Genomic DNA, 23,199 nt, shown 5'->3' with positions numbered 1-23,199 from the left:
CGTCACGAAGGTGACGGGATTTTTTTATAAAACCTTAAGAAACTTTATGAGAAAGTTAATCATTTTTTAAGAAATTGTTTAGAGGGAGTTTAAGATTAAGCTCTAATATAATGGAGACGGATTGAGAAAGTCATTTTGGTGCATCAAGATGACGGAAAATCGATTTGGGGAGATGAAAGGACGGTGTGTTTCATGTGGAGACGGCTAACGATTGTCATCGGATGCCTATTCATCCTTCAAGGGTGTGCCTTAGATAGCGAAAGAGAGCCAAATAATCAGCAAAAGGAGTCAGGAAAGGGAATGAATGAATTACTGATTCAAGCAGTAGAACGAAAAGAAACGGAAAGAATAAGGAGTTTGATTGAGGAAGGTGCAGATATTAATACACAGGACTCGGCAGGGCGAACCGCCACTATGATTGCGACTTATAACAACGATGCAGAGACTGCAAAAATCCTTATTGAAGCAGGTGCAGACGTCAACATTCAGGATGAAATGAAAAATAGCCCCTTCTTGTATGCCGGTGCTGAAGGTTATCTAGATATAGTTAAACTTACGATTGAAGCAGGTGCCGACCCATCCATAACCAACCGTTATGGAGGAACGGCTTTAATCCCTGCTTCGGAACATGGATATGTAGAGGTTATTAAAGAACTCCTAACTAAAACTGATATTGATGTGAATCATGTAAATGATCTCGGTTGGACAGCTTTGCTAGAAGCTATCATTTTGAATGATGGTGATGGAAAACAGCAGCGAACAGTGCAATTGTTAATAGATCATGGTGCAGGTGTCAACATTCCTGATAATAATAATGTGACCCCTTTACAACATGCCCGCGAAAAAGGATTTAAAGAGATTGAACAAATTTTATTAACAGCAGGAGCAAAATAACCAGATTGCTATACTTTCATTTTGTAATGTCAATTGCACCGCTAGTTAATTAGAATCACAATAAGTTATGAGGAGACGAAAAAATGAACAAAAAAGCAAAAATTTCATCATCTATACTACTTGGATTAACATTGGCCCTAACAGGATGTAATAACACAAACGCACAAGACAGTCATAATGCACAGAAGCAGGAACAAACTGCCAAAGAAAGTAAACAAGAAAATAAGTTAACAGCAGGCCAGGAATTGACTAAAATTCTTAGTGGCACGAATTGGCAAGGTACAAAAGTTTATGATAAGAATAATAATGACTTAACAAAGGAGAATGCTAACTTTATTGGTCTCGCAAAATATGACGATGAAACATCCAGATATGAATTTTTTGATAAAAATACAAAAGAAAGTCGTGGTGATAAGGGAACTTTCTTTATTACCAATGGGAAGATGCGAGTGCTAATTTCAGAATCGATGGGTTACCAGGCCGTTGTTGAAATAACAGAACTGAATAAGGATATGTTTACTTATAAAAGAATGGGTAAAGATGCTAATGGTAATGACGTAGAGGTGTTTGTTGATCATATACCTTATACGGAAACAGAACTTTCCTTTACAGATCCAGACAAAAATTTGGAAACTTACACAGGGGACGTAGAAACAGATGTTGATGGAGATAAAATTTTATCAAGCACCCCATGGCAAGGAACAGTGGCATTGGATGAAAAGGGAAATGATGTATCAAGCTATAACACGAATTATTTAGGTCTTGCAAAATATGATGATAAAACAAATAAGTATGAATTTTTTGATGCTAAAACCGGTGAAAGCCGTGGTGATTACGGCTATTACGATGTTGTTCACGGAAATAAGATAAGAGCACATGTTTCACTAGGGGAAAATAAATATGGCGCAGTTCTTGAAATTACAGAGCTTAATGAAAATAAATTCACTTATAAACGAATCGGTAAAGATAAAGAGGGAAAAGATATAACGATAACAGTGGAACATATACCTTATAAAGGTGATTTGAAACTAAAATCAACTAAGTAAAATAGTAAGAAAGGGATTTTGCGTGAATAGCAAAATCCCTTTCTTGATATAGTAATAGAGTGTGGTTAGAGATGTTTAAGCGTTAAACCGTTCAACAGATGTTTCCAGGTCATTAGCGAGCTTTACCATTGAGGAGGTGGAGAAGGTAATGTCCTCCATGGATTTGGCTTGTTGATCGGTTGATTGTGCCACTTGCTTTGAAGCCACTGCCGTTTCCCTTGTCAACCCTGCAAAATCTTCTATCGAAGCATTGATTTCCTGAGAACTTGCTGCCATCTGTTCTGTAATGGCTGATATTTCTTGAATCTGATCACTAACATGCTCAAAAGATTTTATAGTCTGTTTAAAAGTTTCTCTTGTATTCAGCACAAATTTTGTCCCTTCTTCTACCTCATTAGTTCCAGTTTCCATCATTTTCACTGATTCATTTATGATGGATTTAAAATGAAGCAGGGACTCTTGAATATGGATTGCAGATTCCTTCGTGCTCACAGCCAATTTCCGTACCTCGTTCGATACCACCGCAAAACCTTTACCTTGTTCACCGGCTCTAGCAGCTTCAATTGCCGCATTTAGTGATAGCAGGTTTGTTTGCTCGGCAATTCCTGTAATTACATGTACAATATTCACAATCTCATTTGCTTGATCGTCCAAATTCTTTATTCTTGAACTTGTTTGCAGCATCACATCTTTTACTTGCAGAATTTGATTTGAGAGTTCATTTATATCCTTATTTCCAATGGACATCCTAGTTGAAACATGATTTGTCTGTTCGCTGACTTCTGAAGAAGCTTCGGCAATTCTTTGTATACCTATGGTCATTTCCTCGATGACCCTCGATGATTCTTCACTTCTGTGTAATTGTACTTCCGCAGCTCCTGCAACTTGCTGAATCCCATTGACGATATATTGTGTGGAAGTATCCATTTCTTTGATTTTGTATTCGATATCACTTGATGATTCCATTAGCTGGAATGATGAGCTTTTCATGGAATTGACGATCCTAGTTGTATTGGTGATCATTTCTTCAAAAGATTTCACTAAAACCTTGATTTCGTCGTTTCCCTTAACCCTTATGTTGCTAATCAGTTTATTGGCTGTTAATAAATCCCCATTTGAGATTTCCTTTGCAGCCAAGCTGACCTTGAGAAGCGGGGTTAACTTTTTAGTCAAGAACCATATTAGTGCACCTACCACGATCGCCATTAAGATTACATTGATTATTATCATCAGGGGCAGGATGCCACCCAGAACCTTGCTGGCCGTAGCATCGACTTAGCTGGCATCGATATCCACCCCTAGAATTCCAATGACCTCGTTACCATTCTTTATGGGAACGAAAACGGATAAATAGTCACCATATTCAGAATCATGAACGATGGAAGTAGTTGAAGCCTTTCCCTTCATGACGCTTTCTACATCGTGAAATGAAGTTGCAGTTGTGGGTGTTAAAATGGGAGATGCTTTATTATTTCCCTTACCCATTCCGTCTATAAGAATATGGACTTTTTCGCTATTTTGGTCAATTCCCAATGTATATACATATAATGCACCAGTTTTTTGTCTATAATCGTCTAACTGCTCGCGTATCTCCCAATATGTAGAGGTTTCGGATTGATTACTTAAAAAATCAGCATAAGATGTTGGATTTATTCCTTGAGAGATGTTGCTTGCTATGTCTAAGCTGCTCATAGCGATTGTTTTCTCAACCGTATCATTTGTACTTTTATACATTAATAATAAACTTCCAATTAATGTAATGATCATGCCTGTTAAAAGAACAAAACCTATTTTCGTACTGAGTTTATTCATCTTTGTTTATTCCTTCCCCGTGTTATATATTTACCATGTGTTATATATCGGTAATAATTAAATTTATTTAATGAGTCCTTTTTAAAACCCTCCGGTGGAGTTTTTATCCTTCAGATTTCAATCTGTTGTAAGAGGGATTCATATTGATTTTCCATCCTATAAATATTCTAATATAGAAAAAAACGACTTTTATCTTTCCCGTTTTGTTCCTAAAAATTTCAACTGTAAATATTAATCAGAGAAATGGAGAATATGTTAAATTGTTATAAAATTCAAAAAATGGTTTGACATTAATAAAAATGGGAGCTTATAATCAACGTAAGATGTAAAATTCGAAAACTGAGTTTTATATTATAGAACAAATTAATCATTAATTTTATTAAGGTAATGGCTTAAAAAGTGAATCAACTTGTGAAACGTAATGAGAAGTGAAGTGTTTTTTCCTCACTCCGAATAAAACAAAAACCAAGTTTTATATTATAAAACGATTTGATTTTTGCTTATACAAGGGTGAGGAGAAGTTTTAAAGATCAGCCTTAAATGATAACGCTTACAAAAAAATCGGGGAGGGTTTTTATTGAAAAAAAATAAGCTATTTGTATTTTCCACAAGCTTAACTCTTGCAATGACATTCCTTTTATCAGGATGTGGTGGAGGTGAGGGAGAAAAGACCAGTGGATCTGGAGTTGAAAAGAAAACAATTAAAGTGGCACATTATTTTGCTGAAAATCATCCTCAAAACATTGCCTTGAAAGAAAAATTTAAAAAAATAGTAGAAAAGGAGAGTAATGGTGAACTAGAGGTTCGGATTTATGCGAACAGCACTTTAGGTGCAGAAAAAGAATTTTATGACGGCGTCAGAAACGGAACGATCGAAATGGGTGTTCCAGGGCTAATTATGCAGTCGGACATTCCTAAAATGGGTGTTCCGGAATGGCCCTTCCTATTCAGGGATTACGATCATGTAAAGACGGTATTGAATGGACCTATCGGAGAGGAATTGACAGAAGATCTTGATCCAAAGCATGGGGTGACACCGCTCGCATGGAGTGCTAACGGTTTTAGGATGTTTTCGAGTAATCGTCCAATTAAGAGCATGAAAGATTTTCATGGACTTCGACTTAGAATGCCGAACATCCCGAATTACATAAAATTAGGTGAATCATTGGGGGCAAATGTTAGCCCATTGCCTATTTCAGAAGTTTTTACCGCACTTGAACAAAAAGTTGTAGATGCTCAGGATAATCCCATAGCCACACTGAGATCCTCGGGGTGGAATGAAGTACAAAGTGATGTACTAGAATCCAAGCATATGTTCAGCCCCAATATTTACATTATCAATAGCAAATTCTATAAAGGGCTAACAAAAGAGCAACAAAAAATCATTCAAAAAGCAGCAAAGGAATCGGCAGCATATGAGTTTGAATTGATGGAAAAAAGTTATGAAGATGACAAAGCTTATCTTAAGGAAAATGGAATCAAATTCACTACGCCTGACAAAGACTTTTCAGAAAAAATGTTAAAAGCATCTCAACCTGTTTATGATGAGGCCTTTGAGGAAAATGACTGGGCGGAGGAGCTCGTCGGAAAAATAAAAGCAGAATGAAGCAGGCGCTCTAGTTAGTAAAGGGGGAGATGTATAGGTGAATAAAATATCCAGAATCTTGGAAAATTCGTTAAACATTATTATGGCAGCTGCTTTAGCGATAATGGTCGTACTCGTGTTTGGTAATGTGGTCCTCCGTTATTTCTTTAATTCAGGGATTACTTGGTCAGAAGAAATGTCAAGGTATCTCTTTATTTGGTTGACGTTCCTCGGCGCCATCGGAGCTTTCAAAAACAAAGAACACTTAGGTGTAGACATGGTCATTAAACGGCTCCCGAATAAGATGAAAAAAGTGGTTCTAGTTATTAGTGATTTGATGATGTTATTCGTTCTTCTCTTAATCCTGGATGGAAGCTGGAAAATGACTATGATAAACATTGACAGTGCTGCACCGGCCACTGGAATGCCACTGGCATTTGTATATGGGACAGGTATTCTTGTAAGTGTTTCAATGGGAAGCATGATCATTTTCAATTTGTATCGGATTTTCTTCAATAAAATTAAAGACGAAGAATTGGTGATGATAAGTGAGTCAGAAGAGCTAATTTCCCTCCATACTGATGAATTTGAGTCAGATATTAGGATAGTTAAGGAGGAGAAGCAGGGATGATAGGTGTATTCGTCGGATCTTTACTGGGAGCCATGGGACTTGGAATACCTATTGCTTTTGCCTTACTTGTTAGTAGCGTAGTGCTTATGTACTTTCTTGGTATTTTTGATAGTCAAATTATCGCACAAAATTTAATCAGTGGGGCGGATAACTTCCCTCTAATGGCCATACCATTCTTTATGCTAGCAGGAGAGGCGATGAATCGGGGCGGTTTATCACGGCGTATCGTTGAGATGGCAATGAAATTGGTGGGTCATATCAAGGGAGGCCTTGGTTATGTAGCGATCATTGCGAGTGTGTTGTTTGCGAGTTTATCAGGATCTGCTGTTGCCGATACGGCCGCGCTTGGGGCTATATTAATTCCAATGATGGTGAAGTCCGGTTATGATGTGAACCGGTCAAGTGGTTTGATTGCATCAGGTGGTATCATTGCCCCGATCATACCGCCAAGTATTGGTTTCATCATTTTCGGTGTCGCAAGCGGTGTGTCCATTACAAAGCTGTTCATGGCAGGAATCGTTCCAGGTGTTTTACTAGCGGTTGGACTTACGGTTACCTGGGCCATTGTTGCACGAAAAGATAAAGTCGCCGTTAACCCCCGAGCTTCAGCAAAAGAAATACTTACTTCTCTTCGTCAAGGCATTTGGGCTCTATTTCTGCCCGTCATCATCATTGGTGGATTGAAATTCGGTTTATTTACACCGACTGAAGCAGCAGTGGTGGCTGCAGTCTATGCAATATTTGTCGGTCTTGTAATCTATCGTGAAATGAAAGTGAAAGATTTGTATGAGGTCTTTGTACATGCAGGAAAAATGACGAGCGTTGTCATGTTTCTGGTCGCTGCAGCTCTCGTATCATCCTGGCTGATAACTGTTGCGGATTTACCTGGTCAGGTGATTGGATTGCTGGAGCCATTTATGGATCATCCTTTGCTTTTATTAGTAATGATAAACCTATTGGTTATCGTAGTTGGAACTGCTATGGATATGACGCCGACAATCCTTATTCTAACACCTGTCTTGATGCCATTGGTGGTCGCTGCAGGTATTGATCCAGTTTACTTTGGTGTCCTGTTTATCCTGAATAACGCCATCGGTTTACTTACACCACCTGTCGGAACCGTGTTAAATGTCATGTGCGGCATAAGTAAGATCAGTATGGAAGAAATCATGAAGGGGATTTGGCCTTTCTTGCTCGTTGAAGTAATTGTATTGATCTTATTGATTTTGTTTCCTTCCTTAGTGCTGGTTCCTCTAGAATGGTTTACCTCCTAACGGAATGAAACTGCTAATTCGGTTTGTATGCTGATCTTCATCTTATTTTATAGGAGGAAAATGATAATGAATAATTTGTTTAAACGTTTGGCGGTCGGAGTAATATTGCCAGCAGTACTGTTATTAAGTGCTTGCGGAAGCGGACAAAATGAAAGCGCTTCGGCTGACGGTATTCAGAAAAGAACAATCAAAGCAGGGATCGGAAATAGTAAAATGCATCCACAAGGAAAAGGAATGGAGAAATTTAAAGAACTGGTTGAAGAAAAAAGCGGCGGGAAAATGAAAGTCCAAAACTTTTTTGATGCGACTCTCGGAGATGATCAGAAAATGACAGAAGCTCTTCAAGGCGGCTTACAGGAAGTAACTGTTCCTTCAACCTCACCACTTGTTGGCATGATTAAGGAATTTGGAATTTATGACTTCCCATTTGTCTTTAATAATGAAGAAGAAGCTTATACAGTACTTGATGGTGCAGTAGGAAAAAAACTTTTGGATAAATTACCGGAACATGATTTAGTAGGTTTGGGATACTGGGAAAATGGTTTCCGAAACTTAACCAACAGCAAACACCCTGTTAAAACGGCTGAAGATTTCAAAGGGCTTAAACTTCGTACCATGCAAAATGAAGTGCATTTAGATGCATTTTCAAAGTTAGGGGCGAATCCATCGCCGATGGCTTTCTCAGAAGTATTTACTGCACTGGAAACAGGCACTGTTGATGGTCAGGAGAATCCACTAGCAACAATTCAAACGCAAAAATATAATGAAGTGCAAGAATACTTAAGTCTTACAAATCATGTTTATACACCATTTGTATTCCTTGTAAGTAAAAAGTTCTGGGATGACCTATCAGAACAAGAACAAGAAATCATGAGTGAGGCCGCACAAGAGGCTGGAAAGTATCAACGGGAAGTTAACCAAAAAGAAAATGAAAAGGCACTTAATTATCTAAAAGAAGAAGGAATGAAAATCAATGAAGTAGAACCGGAAGAAATAGAAAAAATGAAGAAGGCCATCCAACCAGTGACAGACGAATATGCCAAGAAATTCGGACCAGATCTTGTAGAGGAAATGATGAGCGAAGTTGAAAAAGTACGCGGTAAATAATCCAAATTGTTTGGAGGAAAGAAAATGGATATTATCTCTGAACTTTTACGTGAAATCCAATTACCGAAAATGGTACAAGTGAGGCAGAAATTTCGTACAACTCAAATCGCTGATGTAGCTGGTGAGGTGAAGAAGGCGATAAAAGAAGCAGGTGTCTTATCAAGAATAAATGAAGAAGACAGGGTGGCAATTGCAGTAGGAAGCAGAGGGGTAGCGGACCTCCCTACATTAGTAAGAGAAACGGTGGCTGCCGTTAAGGAGGCGGGAGGTAATCCTTTCATCGTACCTGCAATGGGAAGCCATGGTGGTGCCACGGCGAAAGGGCAAATCGATGTGTTGCTTCAGCTGGGTATTTCAGAAGAAGCGGTTGGAGCGCCTATCAGGTCATCGATGGAAGTTATTAAACTGGATGAGTTGTCAAATGGCCTCCCTGTCTATATTGATAAACTTGCTTACGAATCGGATAAAATCATAGTCATTAATCGGATAAAACCACATACAGCATTTCGCGGACCGGTTGAAAGCGGACTTATGAAAATGATAACGATCGGTTTAGGAAAGCAAAAGGGAGCCGAAGCTGCACATGCATACAGCTTTAAGTATATGGCCGAACATGTCCCTGAAATGGCTAAGGTTTCCTTGTCAAAAGCTCCTATCATATTTGGTCTTGCGTCGATTGAAAACGCTTATGATAAACCGGCGAAAATCGTCGCAGTCCCAGCGGAGGATCTGGAGGTAGTGGAACCGGGACTGTTGCTTGAAGCAAAATCATTGATGCCGAAAATACATTTCGATTCGATGGATGTACTTATTGTAAATGAACTCGGAAAGGACATTTCGGGGGATGGAATGGACCCGAACATAACGGGTAATTTCGCCACACCATATGCTACCGGGGGGCCAGACGTTAAACGGACCGTTGTACTTGGACTTACTGAAAAAACTCACGGTAATGCGAATGGCATTGGCATGGCAGATATGACGACAAAAGCCGTCATGAATGAAATAAAATGGGAAAAAGGGTATGCCAATGCACTCACCAGCACAGTCACGGATGTAGTAAAGCTCCCGATGTTTTTGGATACGCAGGAATTGGCTGTAAAAGCTGCCATCAAAACATGCAATGCCTTCGATTTGAATAAAGTGAGAATCGTAAGAATTAAAAACACGCTTGAAATCGGTGAAATTTGGATTTCTGAAAGCATGATGGAAGAAGCTTTAAAGAATGAAGATATAGAGATCTTGTCAGACCCGGAGGACTTGGCACTGGACTAAAAATCTTCTTTACTATTTTCATAGAACAAAAGAATTGATTTGAACTCAGAAAAGGAGTGCTGAAATGACACACCTATATCCACTAATTGATAACGAAATAAACCCTTACCGCGATAATGTGCAGGGAAAAGCAAATGAACCTATTACGGTTGCAGGTCTGTTGGACCGTTCGAAGCTGACGCTAGGCACCACATATGAAGGTGGGAAGCCTGATTGGACGCTTGAAGAAATTTATATGCGGCTCGAGAGAAATGCCCCGCGTATCGCAATAATCGGTGGTTCGTCCGATCATCCGGCCCATATAATGGATTACCAAACGTCAGCACGGGCAGCAATCCGCATTTGGCAAAACGGCGGCGTGCCGTTTCATTTCTCGACACCGGTAATGTGTGATGGCACTGCACAAAACAATCAAGGAATGAGTTACTCTCTCCAGAGCCGAAACGCGGTTGCACAAATGGTTGTCAACCAGCTGGAAGCTCACAGTTATCATGGTGCATTCGTCATTCAAGGGTGTGATAAGCAGCCTCTTGGTGTTGTAAGTGCACTCGCCCATGTTGATCGTGTTCGCCGAAACCGTGGTGAAGCACCCTTTTTCGCAACATTCGCACCTGCTCACGTATTGGAAGGCGGTTCGATTCCAGCTGACGTAATTGAAGAATTGGAAACTCTGGCGAAAAATGCGGAAAGCAAAGGAGCAGCCGATGTAGCCGTAGATTTACGAGATACGATGGCATATATATTGCAATGTTCATCGAATACTGCTTTCCAGGGCGTGTTTGAACGGGCCTATGAACGAGGAATATTGACGAAGGAACAGCATAAATACTTTGAAATGAGACTTGCTGTCGCAACATGTGACGGGCAGGGAGGTGTATGTGCCTTTAATGGTACGGGGAATAGTTCACGTCATTTAGTGGCAGGCATGGGTCTAGTACATCCAGCAGTGGAGCTGTTGACCGATCCGCCAACACAACGCCAGATTAACTCGGTGGTTGATAGCTTTGCCGGCATGATAAACGAAGAGCGCTACGGCGTGGCCAACATTGTCGCTGCGAACATAAAAAATGCAATCCGTATACACAGCGCATCGGGTGGTTCTACTAACTTAATGATGCATATTGTCGCAGGCATGCTTTATGCAGGATTCAAATTCAGTTTATGGGACCTTGACCGCATTCATCATTCACATCCAATTCCTGACTTATTTGATTACAGTTTGACAGAAGGAAGGGACATTTATTCACTTGCGATGCAGTGTTGCAGCGGGAAAAGCAGAGGAATGGAAACACTTTTTCATGAACTTATTGAGAATGGTGTACCAATGGATCAGGATGCGCCGACTGTCGCAGCAAAAACTTGGAAAGAACGTCTTTCGATCACAAATAGCCTAAAAGCAGTTAATGTTAAGAAAAATCAGGTCATTTTATCCAATCCACGACGTGGATTCAGCGGTGTTGATGTATTAAAAGGAAACTTCTTTGAAAGCGCCGTTGTAAAAATCAGCGGAATGCCGACACCACAGCTTGACCAATTCGACGATAAGCTTGCATTTGTCCTTTATTACGAAAATGAAGATGATGCAAATAAAAGCCTGCTCGATTCAAATCTGCTTTCAAAAATAAAAGAGCAAAAGCTTTTCGAACATAATCTATTGCTAGAATCTCTTAAATACAACAATGAGTCGGAATGGTCTCTTCTAAAAACCGCTACCTATGGGGAATTATTTGACAGGATGGTTGAAGCCGGCACATTGAAAATTGCGGTTATTATCTCAGGGCAGGGGCCAGTGGCATTCGGAATGCCGGAAATGTTTACACCAATGCAACACATCAATGCAAATCGTGTTATGAAAAAAATCGCTACAATCATTAGCGACGGCCGCTATTCAGGAGTCACATATGGAGCTGCCATAGGGCATATGACACCGGAAGCGTATGAAGGTGGCGGCATAGGTTTACTTAAATCAGGGGATGTAATTCACCTTCAGCTTCGTGATCGACGAATTGATTTTGTAGATTCTACTAAACTTCATTCTGGAAAGGTTATTCATGATTTTGCGGATCATTTTAAAGAAGAAAGACAATCATTGGCAGCTGAACGCAAGCAGCGGATGAAAGTTAGACAGAAAATGGTTGCGGCAAGCAACAGGATGTTTGGGCATACAGATGCAGCAAATGGTGTTGTTCCAATCGCTGTCATTGAGGATGCGGTACTTGATTATGAACAAGATATTATAATCCATGAAAAAAAAGTAGAAATAAAGTGAGGTATGCTCGTCATAAATCCGATAAGATAAAGGTAGACAGAATGAAAAGGAGTGAGGAACGATGCCTATCATCCAATCGGTGGAGCGTGCCTTGAAAATATTGGATTTATTTGATGAGCGTGAGCGTGAACTAACTATTACAGAGATAAGTAAGAGAATGAATTTACATAAAAGTACGGTTCATTCACTATTAAAAACCTTACAGGAGCATCACTATATTTCACAAGGCGAAGAAAATGGAAAATACTCGCTAGGATTAAAGCTATTGGAGAGGGGAAGCGTTGTTGTGACCCATCTCGATTTGCGCAATGTAGCAAGAAAACATCTTGAAGGGCTTTCAGCAACAACGAATTTGACGCTGCACCTTGTCATATTGGACGGGCAGGAAGGTGTCTATGTCGATAAAGTTGAAGGTACTGGGGTAACGGTCCTGTATTCCCGTATTGGCCGTCGTGTTCCGATTCATACAAGTGCAGTCGGCAAATCTCTTGTTGCAACCAAAACGGATAGTGAACTGGATTTGCTCTTGGACGGCTATGATTATACGGGACCGACAGAAAAATCGATTAGATCCAAGGAACAGTTTTTAGCCGAAATCGAAAAAGCACGCATTAATGGTTATTCAATGGATAATGAAGAAAATGAACCGGGCATTTTCTGTCTTGCCGTACCGATAAGAGATTATTCAGGAAAGGTAATCGCTGCAATGAGTGTATCGATGCCTGCATCGAAAGTAAACGAAGAAACACAAGAGTATTATGTACGTCTCTTAAAGGAATGCAGCAGTAAAATTTCACAGGAGCTCGGTTATGAATATCAAAAAATATAAAAAGAGGTTTGCCCTAAGGAGGAACTAGCAAATGAGAATTATTCGCTATGTACATGAAAACAAAAAACAACTTGCTGCCGTGACAAACGAAAACAATGTGGTGGACCTTCCATTTACTGATTTTATGTCGTTGATTACAACGGCACGCCATGAAAACAGAACGCCGTTTGACATTGTAAAACAAATTGTCGCTGAAGGGAAAAAGCTGCCATTGGAAGGTCTTCAATTAACAACGCCTATCGACGCACCGGAAGTATGGGCATCTGGCGTTACGTATAAAAAAAGCAAGGAAGCACGTAACTACGAAGCTACGCAAGGAAAGCTGGACCGCCAAACTTTCTATGACAAAGTTTATGATGCAGAGCGTCCTGAGATTTTCTTTAAATCAACTGCAGCAAGAACCGTAGGACCGAATGACCCGGTATATTTGCGTTCAGATTCAAAATGGCAAATTCCGGAGCCGGAGCTTGGTCTTGTCATCGATAAAAAGGGAACGGTGCTTGGATATATCGCAGGTAATGACATGAGCTGCCGTGATATTGAAGGTGAAAACCCGCTTTATCTCCCACAGGCAAAAGTTTGGAAAAACTCTTGTTCCATTGGACCGGCCATCTTGTTAAAAGAGGCTGTTCCAGATCCATATGAGCTTAAAATCATGTGCCGGATTTTTCGAAATGAAGAAAAAGTATTTGAAGGTGAAGCGAAAGTAAACCAACTGAAACGAAAGTTGGAAGAGCTCGTCGACTATTTAGTTTTAGATAATACTGTATTTGACGGATCAGTTTTACTTACAGGTACTTGCGTGGTTCCGCCAAATGAATTTACATTGAAAGGCAATGACCGGATTGAAATCGAAATACCAGGGATAGGGGTATTAAACAACCCGGTCATCCAAAGTAAAGCAGTTCAAACCATTTAAGGGGTGACAAAATGAGCGAGTATAAAACACTTTACCTAAGTAGGGAAGATAGTGTAGCTGTCGCTTTATCCGAAATCCCTGCAAACACATCAGTAGTTGTGAAGTCAGACCTTCAAGAACTTGTCGTACCCATTCTTGAACCGATCCGTTTTGGACATAAGTTCGCAGTCAAGGCCATCAAACAAGGAGAAGACATAATTAAATATGGGGAAGTCATAGGTGCAGCCTCAGCTTTTATTCCCATTGGTGCACATGTTCATGTACACAATTTAGAAGGCAAAAGAGGAAGGGGTGACAAAATTGCTGAATGAAAAAATGCAGTTTTGGGGTTACCGCCGTCCGGACGGCCGCGTCGGTGTACGGAATCATGTACTGATTTTGCCGACGATAACATGTGCAACTCAAACAGCTCAGCGTGTCACAGAATTGGTGAGCGGAACCGTCACATTCATTCATCAGCATGGCTGTGCGCAAGTGGGAACTGATTATGATCAAACGGCCCGAACCTATGCGGGAATGGGCATGAATCCAAATGTATATGGTGTCATAGTACTCGGACTTGGCTGTGAAACACATCAGGCGCACCGTATTGGGGATGAAATTGCCAAATGCGGTAAACCAGTGAAAACTGTATCGATCCAGGATCATGGAGGCACTCTTCAAACCATTGCCGAAGTATCTAAAATCGCAGTCAAAATGGTCCAGGATGCCTCGATGGTGCAACGGGAATTATGTGATTTTAGCGAGCTGATTGTCGGCACAGAATGCGGTGGGTCGGATGCATGCTCCGGCTTATCGGCGAACCCGGCAGTCGGACGTACTAGCGATTTGGTAGTTCAGCAAGGGGGAACCGCAATATTAGCGGAAACGACTGAACTCATCGGTGCAGAGCATTTGATCGCAAACAGGGCGGCAAACGACCAGGTAGCAAAAAAAGCGTATGCGGTTATTAAAATGATGGAAGACCGCTCGATTCAAATGGGCGTTGACATCCGCACCGGAAATCCAAGTCCGGGAAACATTGAGGGAGGTCTCAGCTCACTAGAAGAAAAATCCCTGGGGGCAGCGACAAAATCAGGTACAACCAGATTGGAAGAAGTCATTGATTATGCCCAGGTACCCACAAAAAAAGGGCTAGTATGGATGGATACGCCTGGCCATGACATTGAGCAATTGACGGGTATGGTCGCAGGCGGTGCCCAAATCGTTCTCTTTACAAGTGGAAGAGGCACGCCGACTGGTTCTCCTATTTCACCCGTCATAAAAATCTCGACTAATACACCAATGTTTGACAGGATGAATGAAAATATGGATTTAAATGCTGGTACGATCGTTGATGGTTTAGAAACCGTTGATGAAGTGGGCAGGCGCATCATGGAAGAAATTCAACATGTTTCTAACGGGAAACTAACAAAAGCGGAGATATTAAAGCAGCATGACTTTGGTATATGGAGAATTGGACCGACATTCTAAAACGAAAAAGGAGCTAAAGACTATGATATCAACTACATTTGCAACGAAAACATATAAAAATTTCATTAATAATGAGTGGGTGGATGCATCTTCTGGAAATACAATCCAAAGCATTAATCCTGCGGACAAAGAACCGGTTGGCTACGTACAAAGCTCAACCGAAAAAGACTTGAATAAAGCTGTAGCCGCAGCGCATAAGGCAAAAAGGGATTGGCGCAGGCTCGGCCAGTCTGCACGTGGGCAAATCCTTTTCAAAACGGCCAATATATTGGAAGAAAATCTAGATGAAATTGCCGAAACCATGACTCGCGAAATGGGTAAAACGTTACCTGAAGCAAAGGGTGAAACGGCACGGGGTGTTGCAATCCTGCGTTACTATGCTGGGGAAGGAATGCGGAAAGACGGCGATGTTATTCCATCATCCGATAAAGATGCCCTAATGTTCACGAAACGCAGCCCACTAGGTGTTGTCGGGATAATCACGCCATGGAACTTCCCGGTAGCAATACCCATCTGGAAAATGGCTCCAGCTCTAGTTTATGGCAACTCAATCGTATGGAAACCTGCTACGGAGGGAGCCGTTACGGCAGCGAAAGTCATGGAATGCTTCACAAAAGCAGGCTTCCCTGATGGCGTAGTGAATTTTATTACCGGTAAAGGATCGATCATCGGTCAAGGACTCATCGATCATCCGCTTTTAAATGCGATCACATTTACCGGTTCTGAAAGTGTCGGTCAGAGCGTCGCAAAATCAGCTTCAGCCCGCGGGATAAAATATCAGCTTGAAATGGGTGGAAAGAATCCAGTCATCGTAACGAAAGATGCAAACATCGACCAAGCTGTCGAGGCGGTCATCAGCGGTGGATTTCGTTCTTCCGGCCAGAAATGCACAGCTTCAAGCCGTGTTGTCGTTGAATCGTCCGTCTATGATGAATTCAAACAAAAACTGGTAAAGGCAGCAGCGGAAATTACAGTTGGCAACGGTCTTCAAGAGGGTATTTGGATGGGCCCATGTGCAAGCGAAAGCCAGTTCAAAACGGTCACAGAGTACATTGAAAAAGGCAAGCAGGAGGGTGCAAAACTCATACATGGCGGGGAGATATTAACTGGCGGAGACTATGATAGGGGCTTTTTCATCACACCAGCGATTTTTGAAGACGTGACGTCCGAAATGGAGATTGCACAGGCAGAAATTTTTGGACCAGTTATCGCGCTTATGAAAGCAACAGATCTGGTCGAAGCGATTGACTTGGCAAATAATACGAAGTACGGATTGAGTGCATCAATCTTCACATCAAATATTAGTTCAATTTTGGAATTCATCGATGAAATTGAAGCAGGTCTTGTCCGCATTAACGCAGAAAGCGCGGGCGTAGAGTTGCAAGCCCCATTCGGAGGCATGAAGGCATCAAGCACGGGTTCGCGAGAGCAAGGTGAAGCGGCGAAAGAATTTTATACAGCCATAAAAACGGTTTTTATTAAAGGTTCTTAACAAGTGCAAGGGAGGTTTCCATGTTTGAAAATCTCTCTTTCTTCAAAAAAACATTGCGAGGTGCTTGATGAAAATCATAAAAATTTCTTTATACAAAGTTCCGCCCCGCTGGCTGTTTTTAAAAATCGATACGGATGAAGGCATTTCCGGATGGGGAGAGCCTGTCGTGGAAGGCCGTGCTGAAACGGTTAAAGCAGCAGTTAACGAACTGACTGATTATTTGATCGGGAGAAATCCGAACGACATTGAAGATATCTGGCAAACGCTTTATCGAGGTGGATTTTACCGCGGTGGCCCAATTTTAATGAGCGCGATTTCCGGCATTGAGCAGGCATTATGGGATATAAAAGGAAAATACTTCGATATTCCTGTATACCAAATGCTCGGCGGCAAAGCACGTCAAAAAATTAAAGTGTATTCATGGGTCGGAGGAGATAGACCTGTGGATGTCGTTGCAGCCGCAATTGAAAAACAGAAAGAAGGCTTCCTTGCTGTCAAAATGAACGCATCAGAAGAAATGAATTACATAGATAGCTTTTCGAAAGTAGAAGCGGTCATCGAACGGGTTGCTTCAATCAGGGAAGCGGTTGGCAAAGACTTTGGCATCGGTGTGGATTTTCACGGGAGGATTCATAAAACGATGGCAAAAGCGATTGTAAAAGAACTGGAACCTTACCGTCCCATGTTCATTGAAGAACCGGTGCTCCCGGAAAACAATGAAGCACTTCGTGAGATTGCCTGGCATACTACGTGTCCGATTGCGACGGGAGAAAGAATGTATACGCGCTGGGGCTTTAAGCAGCTACTTCAAGATGGTTATGTCGATATAATTCAGCCGGATCTGTCTCATACAGGTGGTATTTTAGAAGGGAAAAAAATTGCCGCAATGGCAGAAGCGTATGATGTAGCCATTGCGCCGCACTGCCCGCTCGGTCCGATGACTCTTGCTTCATCCATTCATCTGGACGCAACGACACCGAATTTCATTATTCAGGAGCAAAGCCTTGGTATTCATTACAACGAAGGCATGGACATTCTCGATTATATGAAAAATCCAGAATTATTCGACTATGAAGATGGTTATGTGAACATTCCTGATAAACCGGGTCTTGGTGTGGAAATCGATGAGGAAAAAGTGATGCAGGCAGCAGAGACCGGACATGATTGGAAGAACCCAATTTGGCGAAATGAGGACGGGAGCATCGCTGAATGGTAATAAAAGGAGGAAAAATAATGGACTTTCATGGCATCATTCCACCGGTAGTCACCTTATTTGATGAAACGGGGAACTTGGATTTGGAGTTGAACAGAAGGTATATCGACCTATTAATCTCACGGAATATTGACGGTATTTTGTTGATGGGCAGTTCAGGTGAGTTCTCCTCACTTACAACTGAAGAAAGGAAATTATATGTACGCGAAATGTTAAAGTACATTAACGGAAGAGTGCCAGTTATGGTCGGAGTCGGGCATACCGCATTAAAAGAGGTGCAAGAACTGACTTCTTATGCAGAAGAGCATGGAGCTAACGGCATTCTCGTGGTCAACCCATATTACTGGAAGCTGTCTGACGAGCAATTATACCGACATTTTTCCAGTGTGGCGAACCATACTGATCTGCAAGTTTTCATTTATAACATCCCGCTCTTGACAGGTCAAAACTTATCCATCGAACTGATTAAAAAATTAGCCGAAGATCATTCAAACATTGCAGGTATTAAAGAGACGGTCAGTGATTTCGGCCACCTTCGTCAAGTGCTGGCTGAAGTGAAGAAAGTTCGCAGTGATTTCAAAGTCTTCTCCGCTTTTGACGAGCATTTGCTTCCGGCCCAAATGATTGGAGCAGCGGGAAGTATTAATGGAAGCGCGGTCTTTGCCCCGGAAATATCCGTACATTTATATGAATCGTATCATAAAGGAGATCTCGCTGAAGCCCAGAAAAATCATCAAGTGATTTCAAAACTGATGGATGTGTACAATTACGGTCCGACATTTTTTACAGCCATGAAGGAAGCTGTTCATCAGCGCTGGTTTGACGTTGCTGCTGGTCACCGTGCCCCATGCGATGTATACCCTGCTGATTTGGGTGACAAAGTAGCTGCTCTCTTAAAAAATATAGATATGAAAGAAGGCGTCCAAAAATGAAAGAATCACGCGACTTGCTCGAAACGTTAGGCTACCCATCTACTGATCTTAAAGAACTTCCTACATCAACGAAAACATTTCCGGACGGTGCTCAATACCGCATTGAACTGCCAAGTGTAGAAGGCCCAGCGGCCCTAAAAGAAACATTGAAAGAAATTGACCGGCTAGGTTTGACTATTCATCGGATATCCCAGGGCAGCGGCATCATGCTTCAAACGGATGAAGAAATTAAAGAAATGTGTGAAATGACAGCAGAGCGCGGTATGGAGCTCAGTTTGTTTGTCGGTCCTAGGGGTTCTTGGGATGTCAGTGCGGGACCGCTTACGCCAGGAGGTAAATCCCAGGGAATCCGCCATGAAGGATCGGACCAGCTTGTTTATGCCATGGAAGACTTGAAAAGAGGAGCTGCACTTGGTCTTCGCGGTGCGTTAGTTGCAGATGAAGGACTCCTACTTTTAACGAAAGAAATGAAAAAACACGGACAGCTTCCGAAAGACTTTGTTGTTAAAGTATCGGTTCAAATGGGTTCAGCCAATCCAGTATCCGTTAAATTAATGGAAGACATCGGAGCGGATACCTACAACGTACCACCTGCATTAACGCTGTCCAAACTTGCAGCGATCCGACAATCAATAAACATTCCCATTGATTTATATGTTGAAGTTCCGGATACCTTCGGAGGCTTTCTTCGCTATTATGAAATACCAGAAATTATCCGTGTATTGGCGCCAGTATACATTAAATTTGGTCTGCGTAATCATCCTGATGTATACCCTTCAGGGAAACAATGGCAAAGTACGAACATCTCACTCGCTCAAGAACGTGTACGCCGTGCTGCAATTGGCATTCAAATGATCGAACGATACTATCCTGAAGCAATAACATCGAAACTCGGTGCAGAAGGACTCGGCATTGCAAAAATTGAAAAGGCAGCAGCGAAATAGATGTCTGGTCTTACTATAAAGGAGTGGAGCCCGAATGACCTTTAAAATATTATTAACGGATTACGAATTTGAACATTTGAAATATGAAGAAGAGATTTTTCAAGAAAGCGGTCTGGATATCAATTTCATCAAAGCGCAATGCAAAACTGAAGAGGAAGTAATGGAGCATGCAAAAGAAGCGGATGCAATTTTAAATCAATATGCTCCTATCTCAAGACGAGTCATCGAGTCGCTCGAAAACACGAAAATCATTTCCCGCTATGGTGTTGGCGTCAATACAATTGATCTCGATGCCGCTAAGGAAAAGGGGATTACTGTCGCTAATGTACCGGATTATGGCATGGAAGAAGTATCGAATCATGCATTGGCACTTTTACTTTCTTCGGCGCGGAAAGTGGCACTGTTAAACAAGGAAGTGAAAAAAGGTAACTGGGACTTTAAAGTGTGTGTCCCGATTCACCGTTTTAACGAACAAACGGTTGGGGTTCTCGGCTTTGGCCGGATTCCGCGCCGTTTCATTGAAAAGGTGAAACCGCTCGGCTTTAAAACCGCTGCTTATGACCCTTTCGTTTCGGCTGCAGACATGGCTGCAGTCGGGGTTCAAAAAATGGATCTCGACGAAATTATAGGCGAAGCCGATTATTTGTCGATCCATGTGCCCTTAATTGATGATACATACCACCTGATCAATGAGGAGCGCCTTAAACAGATGAAGAGTAACGCGGTCATCATTAACACGGCACGCGGACCGATAATCGATGAAAAAGCACTTTCCAATGCACTTGAAAAAGGGATCATTGCAGGTGCTGCACTTGATGTGACAGAAAATGAGCCTGTCAGCATCGATAGCCCGCTACTCACAATGGACAATGTCATCATTACGCCTCACAGCGCCTGGTATTCTGAGGAAGCGATGGTTGAACTTCGTCAAAAAGCAGCAAGAAATATCGTTCAGGTCTTAAAAGGGGAAAAAACACCATACGCATTAACCTAAGAAAGGGGAAAAAAATGAAAATAGCGACTTTTTCCGTGCAATCCGAACAGCACATCGGTCTAGTTCAAGATGATCAAATAATTAGTTTAACGGCTCTCTGTCCAGAGGAATTTCCTGCATGCATGAAAAAATTTATAGAACGAAGCAGCGAGTTGCGCACACGTGCTGAACACTTTATCGAGCAACGGATAAATGAGGATGCAATATTCAAAACGTCAGATGTGAAAATCCTGCCGCCAATCGCAAAGCCTGATAAAATCATTTGCGTAGGACTTAACTATTTTGATCATTGTAAGGAAACGGGGATGGAGCCGCCTGCTTCGCCAGTCATTTTTTCAAAATATTCGAATGCGATTACAGGTCATAATGATCCGATTGAAATCCCAATTAATTCAACAGAGGTCGACTTTGAAGCAGAGCTTGCTTTTGTCATTGGAAAAGAAGCGAAACGTGTGTCAGAAGAAGAGGCGGATGACTACGTCTTTGGCTACACGATTATGAATGATATCAGCGCCCGAGATTTGCAATTTCAGGACGGTCAGTGGTCAAGAGGCAAAACGGCGGACACATTTGCTCCATTTGGTCCTGCTATCGTTACAAAAGATGAAGTGGGTGACCCTCACAATCTAGCGATTTCGCTTGAATTAAACGGTGAAATTATGCAGGATTCAAATACAAGCAACCTAATTTTTACGGTTCCGAAAATCATTTCATTTTTATCACAGTCCATGACACTAATGCCAGGTGATTTGATTGCAACTGGCACGCCGCCAGGAGTAGGAATGGGAAGGAATCCAAAAATCTGGTTGAAAAACGGTGACCGGATGAACGTCAGCATTGAGAAGATCGGTACGCTTTCTAATCACGTAATAGCATGACAAGAGAAAGAAGATGATGACATGGATGTTGTAACCATCGGAGAAACGATGACAGTGTTTACCCCGAATGAAGAAGGTCCGCTTCGTCACGCCAGATCTTTTTCGATGAAGTTTGCCGGTGCGGAATCCAATGTCGCGATCGGGTTAAGCCGACTCGGTCATTGCTCACGCTGGATTAGCCGTCTCGGTGATGACGAATTTGGCGATGCCATGCAATCTTTCATTCGCGGAGAAGGCGTTGATGTCTCTTATGTAACGAGAGACCCTGATGCGCCTACCGGAGTCTTTTTTAAAGAATTCAGACGGCTGAATGATACCCGGGTTTATTATTACCGGAAAGATTCGGCAGCTAGTAAAATGACGGCGGAATTACTAACTGATCTTGCCATCCAAGATGCCGCTTATCTCCATATTACGGGGATTACCCCTGCACTAGGGAATTCTTGTCAGTCGCTCTTGGATAAGGCGGTCCGCATTGCTAAAGAAAACGGAACAAAAATCGTCTTCGATCCGAATATTCGCTTGAAAATATGGGGTGATGAAGATGAAGCACGTCACATCATAACAAAGTACGCCTCGAAAAGTGATATCGTCATGCCTGGGGTGGCCGAAGCCGAATTTTTATTCGGCTCCCATACTCCGGAGAAATTTGCCGATCATTTTCATGAACTCGGTGTCGAAACAGTTTTACTTAAATTGGGCAAAGAAGGCTCTTTGATTTCAGCCCCGTCTGTACCGAAAACATACATTCCTGGATTCTATGTGGAACGGGTCGTGGATCCCATCGGTGCTGGTGATGCTTTTGCATCCGGTGTACTTTCCGGACTGCTTGATGGACTCCCGTTAGATGAAGCTGCAAGGCGTGGAAATGCCATGGGAGCAATGGCAACGATGGTAAATGGCGATGTTGAGGGTTTGCCGGCCCGTGTCGACCTCGATTTGTTCATGAGTGGCGGCACAGAGGAAGTAACGAGGTAGAAAGGTGGAAAAAATGACTAAACTTGAAGAGCTTAAACATGGGAAGCTGGTCGGCGTCATCCGCGGTGCACGCCCCGATCAAATTATACCAATCGCCCGGGCCCTGAAAGAGGGCGGCATCCGAACGTTAGAAATAACAGTGGAAACACCCAAAGTGTGCCATTTGATTGAAAAAGTGAAAGAGGAGTTCGGTGATGATATCATAGCGGGTGCCGGTACAGTATTGGATCCTGAAACGGCCCGTGCGGTCATCATGGCAGGGGCTGAATTTATCTTTTCTCCAACCGTCAATGTCCAAACGATTAAACTGGCGAAGCGCTATGGCGTTATTAGCATCCCTGGTGCGCTCACACCAACCGAAATATTGACTGCTTACGAGCATGGAGCTGACATTATTAAAGTTTTCCCGGCAGATGCACTAGGTGTTAGCTACTTTAAAAATCTTAAAGGACCGCTCCCTCATATTCCCCTTATGCCAACTGGCGGTGTCAACCTTGACAACCTCGCGTCATTTTTTAAGGCAGGGGCCATCGCGGCGGGAGTAGGCGGTTCATTGATCAATCCTGCGAAATTGATTATAGGTGAAGATTACACCAGGCTGACAGAAACGGCAAAAAAATTCTCGGCTATCGTACAAAAAAGCTAAATCCGTCC

22 protein-coding genes are annotated in these 23,199 nt (G+C 42.1%); 20 read left to right on the top strand and 2 right to left on the bottom strand.

Annotated elements, in window-relative coordinates; all coding sequences use genetic code 11:
- The first annotated feature begins 192 nt into the window (after nucleotides 1–192).
- Both OTG27_RS21935 and OTG27_RS21930 read left to right on the top strand, forming a co-directional pair.
- Nucleotides 193–894 (top strand): ankyrin repeat domain-containing protein, encoded by a 702-nt coding sequence (locus tag OTG27_RS21935; protein ID WP_268938107.1) that lies wholly within the window; start codon nucleotides 193–195, stop codon nucleotides 892–894.
- An 83-nt stretch (nucleotides 895–977) separates the two neighbouring features.
- Nucleotides 978–1,940: a DUF4822 domain-containing protein gene (locus OTG27_RS21930; protein WP_268938106.1), complete on the top strand. Its 963-nt coding sequence runs from the start codon at nucleotides 978–980 to the stop codon at nucleotides 1,938–1,940.
- Between the two features lie 75 nt (nucleotides 1,941–2,015).
- Here OTG27_RS21930 and OTG27_RS21925 read toward each other — a convergent pair whose 3' ends face one another.
- Together OTG27_RS21925 and OTG27_RS21920 are read right to left on the bottom strand one after the other, a co-directional pair.
- Nucleotides 2,016–3,170, bottom strand: coding sequence for a methyl-accepting chemotaxis protein (locus tag OTG27_RS21925; protein ID WP_268938105.1), 1,155 nt, complete (start codon nucleotides 3,168–3,170; stop codon nucleotides 2,016–2,018).
- Nucleotides 3,171–3,215: 45 nt separating this feature from the next.
- A complete protein-coding gene (locus OTG27_RS21920; RefSeq protein ID WP_268938104.1) occupies nucleotides 3,216–3,752 on the bottom strand; it encodes a hypothetical protein in 537 nt (178 codons plus the stop codon).
- A gap of 577 nt (nucleotides 3,753–4,329) precedes the next feature.
- On the opposite strand from OTG27_RS21920, the gene OTG27_RS21915 reads away from it, so the two are divergent.
- The 18 genes from OTG27_RS21915 to OTG27_RS21830 all read left to right on the top strand — a co-directional run bounded on the left by OTG27_RS21915 (nucleotide 4,330) and on the right by OTG27_RS21830 (nucleotide 23,191).
- A complete protein-coding gene (locus tag OTG27_RS21915) occupies nucleotides 4,330–5,358 on the top strand; it encodes a TRAP transporter substrate-binding protein (protein ID WP_268938103.1) in 1,029 nt (342 codons plus the stop codon).
- Between the two features lie 37 nt (nucleotides 5,359–5,395).
- The gene (locus OTG27_RS21910; RefSeq protein WP_268938102.1) at nucleotides 5,396–5,968 is read left to right on the top strand and encodes a TRAP transporter small permease; all 573 of its coding nucleotides are present in this window, start codon (nucleotides 5,396–5,398) and stop codon (nucleotides 5,966–5,968) included.
- On the top strand, nucleotides 5,965–7,242 hold the full coding sequence (locus OTG27_RS21905; protein WP_268938101.1) for a TRAP transporter large permease subunit: 1,278 nt from the start codon (nucleotides 5,965–5,967) through the stop codon (nucleotides 7,240–7,242). Before OTG27_RS21910 ends, OTG27_RS21905 begins: the two co-directional genes overlap by 4 nt.
- 60 nt (nucleotides 7,243–7,302) lie before the next feature.
- Nucleotides 7,303–8,349: a TRAP transporter substrate-binding protein gene (locus OTG27_RS21900; protein ID WP_258248953.1), complete on the top strand. Its 1,047-nt coding sequence runs from the start codon at nucleotides 7,303–7,305 to the stop codon at nucleotides 8,347–8,349.
- 24 nt (nucleotides 8,350–8,373) lie between these two features.
- Nucleotides 8,374–9,624, top strand: a complete 1,251-nt coding sequence (locus tag OTG27_RS21895; protein WP_268938100.1) for a nickel pincer cofactor-dependent isomerase, group 22 — start codon at nucleotides 8,374–8,376, stop codon at nucleotides 9,622–9,624.
- 64 nt (nucleotides 9,625–9,688) lie between these two features.
- Complete coding sequence (locus tag OTG27_RS21890; protein ID WP_268565284.1) at nucleotides 9,689–11,893, top strand: dihydroxy-acid dehydratase domain-containing protein; 2,205 nt, start codon at nucleotides 9,689–9,691, stop codon at nucleotides 11,891–11,893.
- 61 nt (nucleotides 11,894–11,954) lie between these two features.
- Nucleotides 11,955–12,722 carry an IclR family transcriptional regulator gene (locus tag OTG27_RS21885; RefSeq protein WP_262869309.1) on the top strand — a complete coding sequence of 256 codons (768 nt, stop codon included), beginning with the start codon at nucleotides 11,955–11,957 and terminating at the stop codon, nucleotides 12,720–12,722.
- A gap of 31 nt (nucleotides 12,723–12,753) precedes the next feature.
- Nucleotides 12,754–13,641: a fumarylacetoacetate hydrolase family protein gene (locus OTG27_RS21880; RefSeq protein ID WP_268938099.1), complete on the top strand. Its 888-nt coding sequence runs from the start codon at nucleotides 12,754–12,756 to the stop codon at nucleotides 13,639–13,641.
- Between the two features lie 11 nt (nucleotides 13,642–13,652).
- Nucleotides 13,653–13,952, top strand: a complete 300-nt coding sequence (locus tag OTG27_RS21875; protein ID WP_268938098.1) for a UxaA family hydrolase — start codon at nucleotides 13,653–13,655, stop codon at nucleotides 13,950–13,952.
- Between the two features lie 4 nt (nucleotides 13,953–13,956).
- Nucleotides 13,957–15,114 (top strand): UxaA family hydrolase, encoded by a 1,158-nt coding sequence (locus tag OTG27_RS21870; RefSeq protein ID WP_063592552.1) that lies wholly within the window; start codon nucleotides 13,957–13,959, stop codon nucleotides 15,112–15,114.
- A gap of 22 nt (nucleotides 15,115–15,136) precedes the next feature.
- Complete coding sequence (gene gucD, locus OTG27_RS21865; protein WP_268938097.1) at nucleotides 15,137–16,606, top strand: alpha-ketoglutaric semialdehyde dehydrogenase GucD; 1,470 nt, start codon at nucleotides 15,137–15,139, stop codon at nucleotides 16,604–16,606.
- A 67-nt stretch (nucleotides 16,607–16,673) separates the two neighbouring features.
- Nucleotides 16,674–17,822 carry a galactonate dehydratase gene (gene dgoD, locus OTG27_RS21860; protein ID WP_057277484.1) on the top strand — a complete coding sequence of 383 codons (1,149 nt, stop codon included), beginning with the start codon at nucleotides 16,674–16,676 and terminating at the stop codon, nucleotides 17,820–17,822.
- Nucleotides 17,823–17,839: 17 nt separating this feature from the next.
- Nucleotides 17,840–18,751 (top strand): dihydrodipicolinate synthase family protein, encoded by a 912-nt coding sequence (locus OTG27_RS21855; RefSeq protein ID WP_191930136.1) that lies wholly within the window; start codon nucleotides 17,840–17,842, stop codon nucleotides 18,749–18,751.
- On the top strand, nucleotides 18,748–19,695 hold the full coding sequence (locus OTG27_RS21850) for a U32 family peptidase (RefSeq protein ID WP_268938096.1): 948 nt from the start codon (nucleotides 18,748–18,750) through the stop codon (nucleotides 19,693–19,695). Before OTG27_RS21855 ends, OTG27_RS21850 begins: the two co-directional genes overlap by 4 nt.
- A 34-nt stretch (nucleotides 19,696–19,729) precedes the next feature.
- Nucleotides 19,730–20,689 carry a C-terminal binding protein gene (locus OTG27_RS21845; protein WP_268938095.1) on the top strand — a complete coding sequence of 320 codons (960 nt, stop codon included), beginning with the start codon at nucleotides 19,730–19,732 and terminating at the stop codon, nucleotides 20,687–20,689.
- A gap of 14 nt (nucleotides 20,690–20,703) precedes the next feature.
- A complete protein-coding gene (locus OTG27_RS21840; RefSeq protein WP_268938094.1) occupies nucleotides 20,704–21,567 on the top strand; it encodes a fumarylacetoacetate hydrolase family protein in 864 nt (287 codons plus the stop codon).
- Nucleotides 21,568–21,588: 21 nt separating this feature from the next.
- Nucleotides 21,589–22,545 carry a sugar kinase gene (locus OTG27_RS21835; RefSeq protein WP_268938093.1) on the top strand — a complete coding sequence of 319 codons (957 nt, stop codon included), beginning with the start codon at nucleotides 21,589–21,591 and terminating at the stop codon, nucleotides 22,543–22,545.
- Nucleotides 22,546–22,558: 13 nt separating this feature from the next.
- Nucleotides 22,559–23,191 (top strand): bifunctional 4-hydroxy-2-oxoglutarate aldolase/2-dehydro-3-deoxy-phosphogluconate aldolase, encoded by a 633-nt coding sequence (locus tag OTG27_RS21830; RefSeq protein WP_268938092.1) that lies wholly within the window; start codon nucleotides 22,559–22,561, stop codon nucleotides 23,189–23,191.
- Nucleotides 23,192–23,199 lie beyond the last annotated feature (8 nt).

Source organism: Peribacillus sp. AS_2 (assembly GCF_026891895.1).
Classification (GTDB): domain Bacteria; phylum Bacillota; class Bacilli; order Bacillales; family DSM-1321; genus Peribacillus; species Peribacillus frigoritolerans.
Note: the sequence above shows the minus strand (reverse complement) of the source record. Positions and strands in the feature narration are given on the sequence as shown.